The sequence below is a fragment of the Austwickia chelonae genome, from assembly GCF_003391095.1.
GTDB lineage: Bacteria > Actinomycetota > Actinomycetes > Actinomycetales > Dermatophilaceae > Austwickia > Austwickia chelonae_A.
Genome location: NZ_CP031447.1, coordinates 1,007,007 through 1,021,594, shown reverse-complemented (window position 1 = coordinate 1,021,594; position 14,588 = coordinate 1,007,007). Strand labels below are relative to the sequence as shown.

10 protein-coding genes are annotated in these 14,588 nt (G+C 60.9%); 1 reads left to right on the top strand and 9 read right to left on the bottom strand.

Annotation, left to right across the window (positions count from 1 at the left end; genetic code table 11):
* Positions 1-108: 108 nt before the first annotated feature.
* From ffh to ftsY, 7 genes are all read right to left on the bottom strand, one after another.
* Positions 109-1,779 carry a signal recognition particle protein gene (gene ffh, locus DX923_RS04475; RefSeq protein WP_116112989.1) on the bottom strand — a complete coding sequence of 557 codons (1,671 nt, stop codon included), beginning with the start codon at positions 1,777-1,779 and terminating at the stop codon, positions 109-111.
* Positions 1,780-2,001: 222 nt separating this feature from the next.
* Entirely contained in the window at positions 2,002-3,108 is a 1,107-nt protein-coding gene (locus DX923_RS04470) for a substrate-binding domain-containing protein (protein ID WP_116112988.1), read from the bottom strand.
* 43 nt (positions 3,109-3,151) lie between these two features.
* On the bottom strand, positions 3,152-4,408 hold the full coding sequence (gene mmsB / locus DX923_RS04465) for a multiple monosaccharide ABC transporter permease (RefSeq protein ID WP_116112986.1): 1,257 nt from the start codon (positions 4,406-4,408) through the stop codon (positions 3,152-3,154).
* A gap of 14 nt (positions 4,409-4,422) precedes the next feature.
* Entirely contained in the window at positions 4,423-5,970 is a 1,548-nt protein-coding gene (gene mmsA, locus DX923_RS04460; RefSeq protein ID WP_116112984.1) for a multiple monosaccharide ABC transporter ATP-binding protein, read from the bottom strand.
* A gap of 327 nt (positions 5,971-6,297) precedes the next feature.
* Positions 6,298-7,521, bottom strand: a complete 1,224-nt coding sequence (locus DX923_RS04455) for an ROK family transcriptional regulator (protein WP_116112982.1) — start codon at positions 7,519-7,521, stop codon at positions 6,298-6,300.
* 234 nt (positions 7,522-7,755) lie between these two features.
* Positions 7,756-9,117, bottom strand: a complete 1,362-nt coding sequence (locus tag DX923_RS04450; RefSeq protein ID WP_162872777.1) for a hypothetical protein — start codon at positions 9,115-9,117, stop codon at positions 7,756-7,758.
* A 31-nt stretch (positions 9,118-9,148) separates the two neighbouring features.
* Positions 9,149-10,243: a signal recognition particle-docking protein FtsY gene (ftsY, locus tag DX923_RS04445; RefSeq protein WP_240322810.1), complete on the bottom strand. Its 1,095-nt coding sequence runs from the start codon at positions 10,241-10,243 to the stop codon at positions 9,149-9,151.
* Between ftsY and DX923_RS16605 the strand changes: the two genes are divergently transcribed.
* The gene (locus DX923_RS16605) at positions 10,181-10,330 is read left to right on the top strand and encodes a hypothetical protein (RefSeq protein ID WP_240322856.1); all 150 of its coding nucleotides are present in this window, start codon (positions 10,181-10,183) and stop codon (positions 10,328-10,330) included. The genes ftsY and DX923_RS16605 overlap by 63 nt on opposite strands.
* A 192-nt stretch (positions 10,331-10,522) precedes the next feature.
* Here DX923_RS16605 and DX923_RS04440 read toward each other — a convergent pair whose 3' ends face one another.
* Both DX923_RS04440 and smc read right to left on the bottom strand, forming a co-directional pair.
* Positions 10,523-10,756 (bottom strand): hypothetical protein, encoded by a 234-nt coding sequence (locus tag DX923_RS04440; protein ID WP_006501330.1) that lies wholly within the window; start codon positions 10,754-10,756, stop codon positions 10,523-10,525.
* A gap of 145 nt (positions 10,757-10,901) precedes the next feature.
* Positions 10,902-14,528 (bottom strand): chromosome segregation protein SMC, encoded by a 3,627-nt coding sequence (smc, locus tag DX923_RS04435; RefSeq protein WP_116112977.1) that lies wholly within the window; start codon positions 14,526-14,528, stop codon positions 10,902-10,904.
* Positions 14,529-14,588: the final 60 nt, after the last annotated feature.

Genomic DNA, 14,588 nt, shown 5'->3' with positions numbered 1-14,588 from the left:
CCTACTGATCGCTCGAATTGAGCAGAACGACTACGAGCGGGAGCCAACCCTTCTGAAGCAAGCTCCGGTGTCCTCCCGAGGACCGTTCGGGAGGACACCGGCCGCCGATCAACCTTTGAGGAACTTGTCGAATCCCTTGGGCAGAGATGCCGGATCAAGACCTGCTGGCCCGCTGCTCTGGGAGGATGCTCCTTGTGCCGGGGCAATCCCGAGGGCTTTCCCCTGGTCCGCGACATCTTCGGGAAGCGCTCCCGGTCCGCCGAAAGCATTCTGCAAGGCAGCCTCCCGGGCCTGTGCCTCGCGTTCGACCATAGCTTTCTCCTGCGCTGCCCGCTTCGCCGGATTCCCGGATTTACCCTTCTTCTTGGGTTGCTTCTTCCGGGCAGACCCTCCACCGAGACCAGGAATACCCGGCATCCCAGGGATGCCACCCCCGCGACGGAGCTGACGCATCATCTTCTGTGCTTCACCGAAACGTTCCAGCAGCTGGTTGACCTCGGTCACCGACACCCCTGAGCCCCTGGCGATACGAGCCCTGCGTGAACCGTTGATCTGTTTGGGGTGAGTGCGCTCGAAGGGGGTCATGGAGCGCACCATGGCCTCGACCCGGTCGAACTCACGCTCATCGAGAGCGTTGAGCTGGTCCCGCATCTGGTTCATTCCTGGCATCATGCCCAGAAGCTGCTTCAGCGAACCCATCTTCTTGATCGCCGACATCTGCTGCAGGAAGTCGTCGAAGGTGAAGTCCTCGTCGGTGAGGAACTTCCTCGCCATCTCGTCCTGCTGGCGCTGGTCGAAGGCCCGCTGCGCCTGTTCGATCAGGGTCAGCACATCGCCCATGTCGAGGATGCGGCTGGCCATCCGATCGGGGTGGAAGACCTCGAAGTCCTTGGTCTGTTCACCGACGGAAGCGAACATGATGGGCCGCCCGGTGACTCCGGCAACGGACAGCGCAGCGCCACCGCGGGCGTCACCGTCCAGCTTGGAGAGCACCACACCGGTGAAGTCGAGGGTGTCCAGGAAGGCCGTAGCGGTGTCGACCGCAGCCTGACCGATCATGGCGTCGATGACGAAGAGGATCTCGTCAGGCTGAACCGCGTCCTTGATGTCGGATGCTTGAGCCATCAGCTCTTCGTCGATGGCCAGTCGGCCTGCGGTGTCCACGATGACAACATCGTGCTGATCACGCCGGGCCTGTTCGACACCATCGCGAGCTACCTGCACCGGGTTCCCGAAGCCGCGGGTTCCCGAGCCGGTCTCGATGGCGGCGTCATTACCCGCGACATTGCCCTTCTCCGGGGCGTAGACCGGCGCTCCCGCTCGTTCGCCGACGACCTGGAGCTGGGTCACCGCATTGGGCCGCTGCAGGTCGGCGGCGACCAGCAGCGGGGTGTGCCCCTGAGCTTTCAACCAGTATCCAAGTTTTCCAGCCAGCGTGGTCTTTCCTGCTCCTTGCAGACCCACCAACATGATCACGGTCGGCGGGCTCTTCGCCAGGTTCAAGTTCCGCGTCTGTCCACCCAGGACGGAGACCAGTTCCTCATGCACGATCTTGACGACCTGCTGGCCCGGATTGAGCGCTTCGTGCACTTCACTGCCGAGCGCACGTTCACGCACCTGCCCAGTGAACTGCCGTACGACAGGCAGCGCGACGTCGGCGTCCAGAAGGGCGACCCGGATGTCGCGGATGGTCGCATTCAGGTCGCGCTCGGTGACACGGCCCTTGCTGCGCAGGTTCTTGAAGGTCGCGGCGAGGCGATCTGACAGGCTGTTGAACACCTGCCAAGGCTAACGAATCGGTGGGCTCTCGTGTGCGTCCGCCCGGATCGCGTCGATGAACAGCCAGGCGGGGCTCTCTGGAGGAATGCCCTCCGCGGCTTCTCGATCACGATGGATCTGCCAACACGCCAGCGGTGCCCACCGGAATCTCCGACGGGCACCGCTGGCGTGTGGCCTGTGAGGACGCTGACATATCTGCCGGATGCGCGACAGACCGCCGTACTACTTCGTCAACGAAGCCAGGTTGGGGTCGTTGGCGTATTCCTCAGCGGCATTGGCCTTCGTCACGATGTGCGGGTCGAGCAACTGAGCCGGCACGATCTTGGACTTGTTGTCGTAGTCCTTCTCGTTATTGATCGCTGGCTTCTGTCCCTTCTGCAGGGCCTTGGCCATGTCGATGGCTGCCTTGACGAGGTTACGGGTGTCCTTGTTGATCGTGGAGTACTGCTCGCCCTTCATGATCGACTGGACCGAGGCGACCTCGGAGTCCTGCCCGGTCACGATCGGGATCGGCTTTCCAGCGGAACGGGCCGAGGTGATGACGGCCCGTGCCAGGGTGTCATTCGGGGAAAGCACACCGTCGAGGGTCTTACCAGCCGCATAGGTGCTGGTCAGAATGGTGTCCATTCGACGTTGGGCGTTCTCGGCCTTCCATCCTTCAGTAGTGGCCTGCTTGAAGTCCTTCTGGCCGGAGCCGATGACGACTGAGCCCTTTTCGATCTCCGGCTTCAGGATGTCCATAGCGCCATCGAAGAAGACCTGGCTGTTGGCGTCGTCAGGAGAACCCGCGAAGAGCTCGATGGTGTAGGGACCGTCCGCCTTCTTCGACTTCATGCCCTCCAGCAAGGCTTTGCCTTGGAGTTGCCCGACCTTGCGGTTGTCGTAAGCCAGGTAGTAGTCGACGTTGGGCGTCTCCTTCAGCAAGCGGTCGTAAGCCACGACGATCGCTCCTGCGTCCTTGGCTGCTTTGGCCTGGGTGCCGAGCTGGCTGCCGTCTTTAGCGCCGACAAAGATGACCTTCGCGCCACGGGTCACCATGGCCTGGATCTGGTTCTGCTGGTCAGCGACGGTATTGGTGGCAGCTGCATATTGCACGTCAGCCTTGAACCCTGCCTCTTTCAGCCCATCCTCGAAGAGCTTTCCCGCGAGGACCCAGTTCTCGCTGGTCTTGTCCGGCAGAGCGACGCCCACCATGGCATCGGCGGGGAAACCCTTGGCGGTACCGCTACCAGCGGACGCCCCGGTCTCCCGGCTGGAGTTGCCGCAAGCAGTCAGGGCCAGTAGTGCGACGGCGCTCACAGCTGTGGCCTTGATCGCGATGGAACGCATGACTTCTCTTTTCTCGTGGTGAGTGTGGAGGAAAAGGCCCTGTTCAGGGCTGAGTCGCGTCGGCTTCGGTGGTGGGTCGTACCCGTGGGACACCGTTGTCGTTGCGGGATTTCATGAAATGTCCAATGATGCTGGGCTTGCCTTGTTTCTTGTTCCAGACATCGATGGCAACTGCGAGGAGCAAGACCAGCCCTTTGATGATCTGAACCCGGTCTGATCCGACTCCCTCGAGCGCGAGGCCGGTGTTCAGGAAAGCCATGACGAGGCCACCGACGATGGAACCAATGACAGTTCCGACACCTCCGCTGACTGCGGCTCCCCCGATGAAGACCGCCGCGATCGCGTCAAGCTCCCAACTGTTCCCGTCTTGGGGACCGGATGCGGTGGATCGGGCGACGAAGATCATTCCGGCCAGCGCTGCAAGGACCGACATGTTCATCATGACGAAGAAGTTCGTCCGCTGCGTCTTCACCCCAGCCAAGGTCGCTGCCCGCAGGTTCCCGCCGACGGCGTAAACATGGCGGCCGAAGACCGTACGTCCGGTGATGAAGGAATAGAGCAGGACGAGCGCAACGAGCACCAGACCGGAGACGGGGAAGGAGGTTCCTGGTCGGCCGGAGGCGAAGAGCAAGGTCGCGGAGACGAGTACGGCGGACAGCAGCGCGATCCGAAGTACGGTGACGCTCATCGGCGCCACGGTCGCGTTCATCTTGACCCGGATACGTCGGTCATGGAGTTCGTGCCAGATGACATAGGCGGTGGCCAGGAGACCAATAATCAATGTCGGTTCGTTGTAGGGCAGTCCGGTGTGCAGTTCAGGTAGGAAACCCGCACCGATGTACTGGAAGTCCTCCGGAACAGCGACCGACTGGCTGTTGCCAACCCACTGGTTGGCACCGCGGAAGATCATCATCCCAGCGAGAGTCACGATGAACGCAGGAACACCCCAGTAGGCAACCCAGTAGCCTTGCCAGGCTCCGACCGCTGCACCAATCAGCAGGCCGATGAGGAAGGCCGCCCAAGAAGGCATTCCATTCTGCATGAGCTTGGCCACAATGATACCGACAAAAGCCGCCACCGACCCCACGGAAAGGTCAATATGGCCAGCGATGATAACCATGACCATCCCTATGGCCAGAATGAGGATATACGAGTACTGACTGACCACCGATATGAGGTTGTCCGGAGTCAGCATCAGCCCGCCGGTCCTGAATTGGAAGAACACCAGGATCACAGCCAGCGCGAAGATCATTCCGAATTGCCGTAGGTCTCCACCCACGACCTTCCTGATCAATTCCATTGTCGTCTTTCTCCTCACGCCTTCACGGCCTGGGTCATGTGTTTCATCAGACGTTCCTGATCTGCCTCGGCTGCAGGCATACAGGCCGTGATCGACCCTTCGAAGATGGTGTATATCCGGTCACAAAGACCGAGAAGTTCAGGAAGTTCAGAGGAGACCACGATGATCCCTTTTCCCTCCTGAGCCAGTTTGTTGATGATCGTATAGATCTCGTATTTAGCACCGACATCGATACCTCGGGTCGGCTCATCGAGGATCAAGAGATCAGGGTCGGTGAACATCCATTTTCCGAGAACCACTTTCTGCTGATTACCCCCAGAAAGCTTGTCCACCCCTTCGTCGACGGTGGGAGCCTTAATTCGGAGATCTTTACGAAACTCCTCAGCCGCTCCTCGCTCTGCAAAGGAATCGACGACATTGACCGGAGCGATCTTGCGAAGTTTCGCCGCTACCGTTGATTTTTTGATGTCATCGAGAAGATTTAAGCCCAAATTCTTACGATCTTCGCTCACATAAGCAACGCCCTGCTTGATGGCCTGGCTGACATTCTTCATCTCGATCGGGCGGCCTTCCTTGTAGACCTGCCCCCCAAGCCAAATCCCGTAGGATCGCCCGAACAGGCTCATCACCAGTTCGGTCCGCCCTGAACCCATCAACCCGGCAAAACCTACGATTTCGCCCCTTCGAACGGTGAAGTCGGAGTGCTTGCACACGAGACGTTCCGAGACCACCGGATGCCGGACGGTCCAGTCGCGCACTTCGAAGAAGACTTCACCAATCTCCGGGGCGCGCTCCGGGAAACGACTCTCCAGCGCCCGGCCCACCATTCCACGGATGATGCGATCCTCGTTGACTCCGCCTGCATCAACATCCAGAGTCTCGATGCTCTGCCCATCTCGGATGATGGTGATCGAGTTCGATATCTCTTCGATCTCGTTGAGTTTGTGGCTGATCATGATCGCAGTGATCCCTTTGGATCTCAGATCCGAGATCAGCTCGAGCAGGTGCTCCGAGTCTGTTTCGTTCAACGCCGCCGTCGGCTCGTCGAGAATGAGCAACCGGACATCTTTCGCCAGGGCTTTAGCGATCTCGACCAGCTGTTGCTTACCCACACCTAAATCTTTGATCTTCATATCAGGGTCTTCATGAAGGCCGACCCGATCCATAAGTGCTTGCGCCCTGAGGTTCGCAGCGCGCCAATCGATTGCACCGTACGACGCAACCTCATTTCCCAGGAAGAGATTCTCGGTGATGGAGAGCTCTGGGATAAGGGCAAGTTCCTGATGAATGATGACGATGCCTGCCGCCTCGGAGGCCTTGATGTCCTTGAAGCGGACTTCCTGACCGTCGAGAAGGATCTGCCCTTCGTAACTCCCGTAAGGGTAGACGCCGGAGAGCACTTTCATCAGAGTCGATTTTCCAGCACCGTTTTCGCCACAGATGGCGTGGACCTCACCGCGGCGCACGATCAGCGACACTTCGTCCAGGGCTTTCACACCTGGGAAGCGCTTGGTGATCTGCCGCATCTCGAGAATGTTCTCGTGCGCGCTTTCGCCCGTCATACCTCGTCGTACTCCCTCCGGGTTTTCCGGGCGGGAGACGCCGAGCGACCCTGCCCGTTGAAGAAGTGAACCCTGGCCAGACCGTTGCGGTCAAGTCATGAACGCATAACGATCCCGAAGGCTGGAGTCACGTCTCCAGGGTCCACCTTTGAGAGCTCTTCGGAAAGCTTTTAGCCGATCCGCGGAAAAGCCGGGGAGAGAAGTCGACTGGCCTGTCGCGAACCTCCAGTTAGCATCCAGGTCCGCTCTGACTCCTTGTCGACAACAGGTGTCTGAAATATGAGAAAGTTACGATCCCGCGCAGGGGGACGCCTCACAAGGAGGGCATCAACCCACCGAAGAGGCCAACCATGCGCTCTCAGGGGCCTGCTGGAAGACCAACGAGCACGCCCCCAAGACTTCGGCCCGCTCCCCCAATGAGGAGAGCGCGATCTCGGTACGAGCAGCCACCGTCGGCGAAGCGAAGCGGCGGATTCCTCGCTGAACCGGACCGAGCAAATCCATTTCTAATCCGACGAGGGGACCTCCGATCACGACCGCCGCCGGATTCAACACATTGACCATCATCCCTAAGACTTGTCCCAGGGCCATGCCGGCGTCCTCAGCGACCCGGCCTGCCGCGGGGTCGCCGTCTCGCACCATGTCCACCAGGCGAGCCGTGCCAGAACCTGCTTCGAGTACCCCAGCACGGACGAGCGCGTCGACCATGACTGAGGTGGAGGCCACGGTCTCCAGGCAGCCCCGGTTCCCGCATCGGCAGACCAATCCATGCTCGGCGACCGGAATATGACCGATCTCGCCAGTGATCCCCATGGATCCGCGATACACCTGGCCGGAAAGCACGAGTCCTGCGCCGATCCCCGTACCCACTTTGACGTACAACAGATGCCCTGTATCGATGTAAGGTCCCCACGTGATCTCGGCCAAGCTCCCCAGGTTTGCATCATTGTCCAGATAAACTGAAGTCTTCAGGGCTTCACGAAGTCGCTCGATCGGACGGAAACCCACCCAGGTCGGGAGGATCACGCCGTGAGCGACCCGACCTGAATCCGCATCGATCGGTCCAGGTATACCTACTCCACATCCGATGACCTGCGATCGGTCGAGATCTGAGCGTTCGAGCAGCTTAGTCAGCAGCTGATCAGCCAGGCCGATGCTGTCCTCCGCAAAATGATCTTCGGGGAGCCCGACAGCTTCCTCAGCCACGACTTCACGGTTGAGCGTGCAGAGCACGATACGTAGATGTCGACGTCCAATATCGATACCTGCAGCCACCCGACGTTGGGGAACGCCACCCAACTCGACCAGAACGGCACGCCGACCCGACGACGTGGTCGGAGAGGTGGTGACCACTCCCTCAGTACGGAGTCTGGCCACCATGTTCGAGATCGTCGCTGGAGACAGCCCTGTCGACCTACTCAAGGTCGCCTGGGTCATCGGACCGTTCTCGGTCAGACAGGCCAGCACACGCCGAGTGTTCGCGGACCGTAAAGCGCTCTGCGAACCAGCGCCCGGTGCAGTGTCGGCGGAATCGAGAAGGCTGTCTGCCATGCCGACATGATCGTTGTCTCGAATATTGCAGTCAAGAAGTGAACGCAGATCCCCAGACATCTCGTCACCGAAAAACAGGAGGGGATGAGCTCGTCCCCTCATTACTTCCCCAGACATGAGAGTGGCCCCGGCCACCTCACCCGCAGCCGGGGCCTTACCCCTGTCTCCCACAGCTGAAACAGTATTCGCTGACCCTGGGAAACTCCTGTGTTCGGCCTACCAATCCCCTGGCACCTACAACGAGCGTTTGTACGAAGGCGCGTCAGGAGGTGCAGCGTCATGTTCCAAGGGCCCGGACAACCGCCGACGGCGCCCCATCACTCGCCAGGCCAACGCCCCTGCCGCCACCACACCAGGGATGAGCGTGCAGAGCACCCAGGCTTTCCAGGCCACCGGATCGCGGTCGTCGACCCCCGGAAGCTCCCTAGAGACCGGAACGGCCCGACTAGCAGCGATGACCGCATCGCTGAGCGGCCAGGAGTCGGAGTTGTAATGCTTCTTCTCTCCCTTCTCGGAGAAGAGCACTTCAAAGAGTTTTGTCTCCCGAGAAATTTGGACCGCGAGTTCCTCATTGCCGTGCGCGCGGGCAGCTGCCATCGTCATCACTGTCGCGAGAGGAGACACTCCCACGATCAACGGCCCAGAATCTGCATCGCTGACTCCCCACCATCCACCAGGGAATTCGCACACTGCGACCAAGCCCAGCCGAGGGCACAGGAAGGTGTTCTCGAAAGCCACCCAGTCACGGCTCGATGTAGCAGGGTCGATAGACGGCCAGAAAACCTGGATGATCGCCTGCGAGGTCGCGCGAGGCCCCTCGATGATCCGCCCAGTGGCATCGGTCATATGAGGCAACAGCTTGGTCGAAGGGTCCCGTAACGGCTCCAACCGGGGAACCCAGGTAGCCAAGGCCTCCGTCACGCCAATCACCCCGACGGTCTCGTCCGCCCTTCTCAGGGCTCCGGCGACCACGACGCTGTCCACAGGACGATAGACATTGGGGTAGGAGGCCAACAGGCCGGAGTGCGACGTGGTCAAGGCGTTCACCAGCGGAGCTGCTTTGTCTCGAACCGACTTGGCGTCGCGCTCCTCGCCAGACAATCTCGCTACCTGAGTAGCCAGGAGCAAGGTCCACCCCTGGTAGAAGGCTCCATTTTCCGGAAGCGTCGCTGCGGCATAACGCTGCTTGATCTCTTCCTGTTCTACCCGGTACAGGTAAGCCCGCAGCAGCGGCAGACGTACTGCAGCAGGTCTGCTCTCATCATGAGCTGCGGCTATCCCCGTCAGGACGAGTTGCAGGAAAGCGCCGTCACGGTGTTTCTTCTGCATCCGGTCAGGAGCATCGGAGGATGTCTTCCCCTCCAGCCACGCCAATTGCTGACCTACCGCCGCGGACACCTCGTGCCTACCGAAGGCAACATGAGCAAGTCTCGCCGAAATGACAAGGCTGCCCATGAGGACAGTAACCAGGACCAGAGTGATGAGAACCGAACCGACCCGCTGGGCTGCTCTGGCCACTCTATGCGGCATCTCAGAGCCAGACCCAGCGCTGACGACCGGGTCGCCTAAGCTCTCGCCACCAGGCAGTTCTTTCATAGCGTGCACCGCTCACCTACAGGACGCGGGTTCACCCGAGGATGGCGTCAACGAAGGTCTCGGGGTCAAAAGGCGCAAGATCATCCGGCCCTTCTCCCAGCCCGACGAGTTTCACCGGGACCCCCAGCTTGCGTTGGACACCGACAACGATGCCACCTTTAGCCGTCCCGTCCAGCTTCGTCAGCACGATTCCTGTGACATCGACGGCTTCACCGAAAACCTCGGCCTGGACCAGTCCGTTCTGACCGGTAGTGGCGTCCAGGACGAGAAGTACCTCGTCGATGGGAGATATCTTCTCCACAACCCGTTTCACCTTAGCGAGTTCGGCCATCAGGTTCGCTTTGTTGTGCAGACGGCCTGCTGTGTCCAGAAGCACTACGTCGGCATCGCCTTCATTGGCCGATTTCACTGCGTCGAAAGCTACCGAGGCCGGGTCTGCCCCTTCACGATCTGAACGTACTGTTCGGACACCGACGCGCTCCCCCCACGTCTGCAGTTGATCTGCGGCAGCCGCTCGGAAGGTGTCCGCAGCACCGAGAACGACCTCACGCTCCTGGGCGACCATGACCCTGGCCAGTTTTCCGACAGTGGTCGTCTTACCGGTGCCGTTGACCCCGACGACGAGGACCACTGCGCTCCGATTCCCTTGCCTGCCGGAGACGACCTCCCGGTCCATCGTCGGATCGACGATACGGATGAGCTCTTCACGAAGCCAGGAGCGGACAGTCTCTTCGTCGCGGACCCCTTCGACCAACACCCGCTGCTTCAGCGAAGCGACCAGCTCCTGGGTTGCTTCGACACCGAGGTCTGACGCAAGAAGCGTGTCTTCGACGTCCTCCCAGGTGCCCTCTTCGAGGCGCCCCCTCGACAGCAGGCTGAGCAGCCCTTGACCTATTCCGGAGTTGCTCCGGGCCAGTCGGTCTCGCAGACGATGCATCCGTCCAACCACGGCATCCGGATGCTCTGTGAGCGAAGAATGTGCAGGTGCCCTCGCCCCCGCCACGGACTGCGGATCAGGTGCTGCATCATCAGGCCGTTCGCTCTCAAGCGTTGTGGTCTGTGTGTGCCGCTCGTCTTCCGTTCCGGTCGTCCGGGGACCGCGCAGGAGCGTGACCAGACCCGCCAGAAACGCAAGAACGACCAACGTTCCCGTGACGAGCAGAACCCAGAAGTCGGCAAGAAACTGTTCCACAGGCACATCCTGTCATCGTGATGACAACTAGGGCCGGTCGAACCACTGACTGGTCACGACAAGTCTTCGGTCGGGCTGCCACTCAGAAGGCTGCTGATTCACAGGACAACTGTCGGTTCAGGCAGCCGGGTCAGGTTCTCCTCGGATTGCTCGCCCTACAAGCTAGAGGAACGACGAGAACACGGCCCGGCCGACCTGAAACCCGCGAAACTCTCAGACCCGGGCGGCTTCGCCTTCCCGGTCCGTGACGCTCGCGGCCACTGCAGCCGACTGCCGACGAGCCAGGCGGCCCATCGCCTCCGAACGCTCTCGCGCAAGCGCGACCCGAGAACGGTTGCGCTCGGTGAGGATGTATCGCCCTTCCCGTCGTGCCTCCACAGTGACCGCCCCTACGACTAGACAGCCAATGACGAAAGTGACAAGAACGAAAAGAATCAGCGCGACCATGACCCAATTGTCTTAGGTCTTCCTGAACAGCTCGCATCCGGGGGGGGTGTTTGGCGGTCACTCCTCCATAACGATTGCTCTTCACCCCTCGCATCTCGACAAAAATCACCGAATGACCATAGGAATAGGAACTATTCATATTTTGTCAGCTCTGCCCCGTACGACCGGTACCAGCCGCGAGTCTCGAAGCGCGAGCACCGGGAGCCAAGTCTCGGATCCGCTGGGAGACGACAGCAGTCACCCCATCGCCCCTCATCGTCACACCGTATAGCGCGTCAGCAACCTCCATGGTGCGTTTCTGATGAGTGATGACCATGAGCTGGCTAGAGTCCCTTAGCTCTTCAAAAAGACCGATGAGTCTTCCCAGGTTGGTGTCGTCCAAGGCCGCTTCGACTTCGTCCATGATGTAGAACGGGCTGGGCCTGGCCTTGAAGATCGACACCAGAAGGGCTATGGCGGTCAACGAGCGTTCCCCGCCTGACAGCAGGGAGAGCCGCTTGATGCGTTTGCCCGGCGGCCTCGCCTCCACATCGATCCCTGTGGTCAACAGATCACCAGGGTCGGTAAGAACGAGTTTCCCCTCCCCACCTGGAAAAAGACGCGAGAAGACGCCTTCGAACTCCCTGGCTGTATCGGCGAAAGCCTCTGCAAACACCTTTTCAACCCGCTCATCCACCTCTTTCACGATGGCCAGCAGGTCACGTTTCCCACCCTTGAGATCCTCCAACTGTTCGACCAGGAAACGATGTCTCTCCTCGAGCGCTGCATACTCTTCCAACGCGAGCGGGTTGATCTTTCCCAACCTGGCCAGCCCTCGCTCAGCGGCACGTAACCTACGCTCCTGCTCTACCCGCACATAAGGACGATGTGAAGGCGCTGCCTCGTCCGAATCGGCTGTCCGAGCTGGATCCAGAAGCACAGGAACCGGACGATGCGGACCGAACTCCTCGACGAGCAAGTCCGGCTCAATCGCCAGTTCGTCCACCGCCCGGCTCTGCACCTGCTCAATACGTAACCGCAACTGAGCGCGGGCAACCTCATCCCGATGCACCTCATCTGTCAGCTCGCGCAACGCTTCAGTGAGTTCTCCCGACCGAGCGCGCAGCTCACGCAAGCCGGATTCCTCGGCCTCTCGGGCAGCGACCGCTTCGTCCCTGGCTTCCTCCGCCTTCTGGGCAACCTCCCGCAAGCGTTCTGCACCGTGAAGGGCCTGTAACCGAATGCCGGCCGCGGCCTGTCGCTGATGTTCCTGACGCCGTCGACGCTGCTCGGCCTGTTCCCGTGCAGCTTCCTCAGCCCGAGCCCTGACCTTCAAGGCCTCGGCCCGTCCCTTGGCCGATCGAGCCCGTTCCTCGCCTCCGCGAAGACGCAGCCGGGCCTCGGTCTCTTCGGCTCGGGCGTGAGACAGAGCAGCCTCTAAACGATTACGTTCTTCCACCGATGACTCATCTGCGGACACAGGCTGCGCCTCCGCCGCCGACAGCCTTCCCTCCAGCGCGACCAGCTCCTGTTCGTCGTCTTCCAGACGCTGAACGGCTAGCGCCCTCGCGCGTTCGTTTCTGGCCGATTCGGCCTTCGCCGCTCGCACCTGAGCTCCCAGTCCACCGAGCCGTTCAGCAACAGCATTGATCCGTGCGTCCGAAGCGTGCAGGTCGGTTAACGCAGCCTCGGCCTCTGCCTCACAGGCAGCGACTTCGACGGCCAATTCCCTCATCCTGAAACGCGAGCGGTCCCGTCGAATCCCTGCCGCTGCTGCTTTTTCCTCGGCTTCCGACCGAGCTGCCTGAAGCTCAAGCTGGCTGGGCTGCGAGATGCTCCCACCACGGACAAAGCCCATCGTGTAGACATCTCCTCCTCTTGTCACCGCGGTCGACTCCGGGAGTTCACGAAGAATGTCCCGGGCGCTGCTCGGATCCTCCACCAGGAGAACCCCGGCCAGCAGCCGGTCGACCACCGCACACAGCTGCGGAGGGACATCGACGACATCCCGCGCTCGGAGCCATCCGGAACTGCATCGTGGGGCGGATGCACAAGTCGCGTTCGAGGGAGCGCCTGGAAGCACAAGGACTGCACGACCCGCGCTCTCTTCGCGAAGCCGAGCGATCGCCGTATCGACGGCGATATCGGAATCCATGACCAAGGCGTCGGCGGCACGGTCCAGAGCAGCAGCGATGGCGACCTCATAACCCTGTCGCACGGTCATCAGCTGGGCCAAGGACCCCTGTACTCCTGGATGTGCGGGGTGCCCCTCATCGCCCAGCAATGTGGCAGCGCCGTCTTGTCGACGCAATGCCAGCGCCAATGCTTCCGATTTCCCCTGCGCTGAGCTGCGTTCCCCCTCCGCAGTCCGCTCCTCCTCACGAAGCAGATCAGCCTCTGCACGAATGCTCTCCAAGGCATCGAGGGCTTTCTCATAGGCCTCGTCAAGCATGTTTTCGCCCTGCTCGTCGGCGGCAATCATCGATTCGAGACGAGTGAATTCGGCCGCTGCTTCCGCTGCGCGTTCCTCGGACTGGATCACCGCGTGCTGCAATCGCTCGATCTCTTCCCGAGCCGATTCCACACGACTTCTCCGGGCGGCAACCTGACCTGCCAGCCGCGCAAGTCCTTCCCTGCGGTCAGCTGCGGCACGCTCAGCACGCTCGAGCCGGTCCCGTTCCTCGTTCCAGGATCTCTCCAGCTGTTCTCGTTGTCCTGTGTGGTCCTGTAGTTCGGCCTGCAGCTTGTGCACCTCGGCCGTCAGCCTGGTCGCTTGCTCCTGCGCCTCGGCTGACTGCGCGTGCAGGTGCGCCGGCTCCTGCCCGGAGGCGGTGGCTGCGATGGTGGCGCCGAGGAGACGTTCGCGTTCACCTGATTGGTCCGCAATCGCTTCAAGGCGCTCTGACAACCGGACAAGAGTGTGGCATCGCTCCTGGGCCCGGTGGACCTGTGGGGCGTCGACCTGCACCCGCTTTTCTGCTTCTCTCAGCTGTTCTGCCGTCCGTCGGCACTCCTCCCCGACCTGATCCCTCTGCCTGATCAGATCTCGCTCTTCGGCGAGCTCCTTATCCAGGTTCGCGGTCAGTTGAACCAGGTCGTCGGCAAGAAGTCGCAGGCGGGAATCCCGGGCGTCAGCCTGAATCGTTGCTGCTCTTCTGGCTGTCTCTGCTTGTCTCCCCAGAGGCCCCAGCTGCCGACGAATCTCCGTCGTCAGATCATTGACCCGAAGGAGCTTGCTTTCCATCGCATCCAGCTTGCGCAGTGCTTTCTCCTTGCGCTTGCGATGCTTGAGCACCCCAGCTGCTTCCTCGATGAACCCGCGCCGTTCCTCGGGAGTAGCTCGCAGAACAGTGTCCAGCTGCCCTTGACCGACGATCACATGCATTTCCCGACCGATGCCCGCGTCAGAGAGCAGTTCCTGTACATCGATGAGTCGACAGGCCGTCCCATTGATGGCGTAGTCGCTCCCGCCCCCTCGAAACATGATCCGACTGATCGTGACCTCTGCGTAATCGATGGGCAGCGCGCCGTCGCTGTTGTCGATCGTCATCGTGACCTCTGCCCGGCCCAAAGCGGGACGACCTGAGGTGCCAGCAAAGATGACGTCTTCCATCTTGCCTCCGCGCAGGGATTTCGCTCCTTGTTCCCCCATCACCCAGGAGAGCGCGTCGACCACATTCGATTTACCTGACCCGTTCGGACCGACGATGCAGGTGATGCCGGGTTCCAGGCGGAGGTGAGTCGCCGAGGCGAAAGATTTGAAGCCTTTCAGGGTAAGGCTCTTGACGTACACGGTGTTCGTCTCTCCTGCCTCCGTAAATGGTCGCAGTTACTCTACCTGCGACTCCATAGC

Excerpts from the sequence above, each read along its gene's own strand:
- mmsA (WP_116112984.1), bottom strand. The coding sequence starts at position 5,970 with ATGACGGGCGAAAGCGCGCACGAGAACATTCTCGAGATGCGGCAGATC.
- mmsB (WP_116112986.1), bottom strand. The coding sequence starts at position 4,408 with ATGGAATTGATCAGGAAGGTCGTGGGTGGAGACCTACGGCAATTCGGA.
- DX923_RS04450 (WP_162872777.1), bottom strand. The coding sequence starts at position 9,117 with ATGAAAGAACTGCCTGGTGGCGAGAGCTTAGGCGACCCGGTCGTCAGC.
- DX923_RS04455 (WP_116112982.1), bottom strand. The coding sequence starts at position 7,521 with ATGGCAGACAGCCTTCTCGATTCCGCCGACACTGCACCGGGCGCTGGT.
- DX923_RS04470 (WP_116112988.1), bottom strand. The coding sequence starts at position 3,108 with ATGCGTTCCATCGCGATCAAGGCCACAGCTGTGAGCGCCGTCGCACTA.
- DX923_RS04440 (WP_006501330.1), bottom strand. The coding sequence starts at position 10,756 with ATGGTCGCGCTGATTCTTTTCGTTCTTGTCACTTTCGTCATTGGCTGT.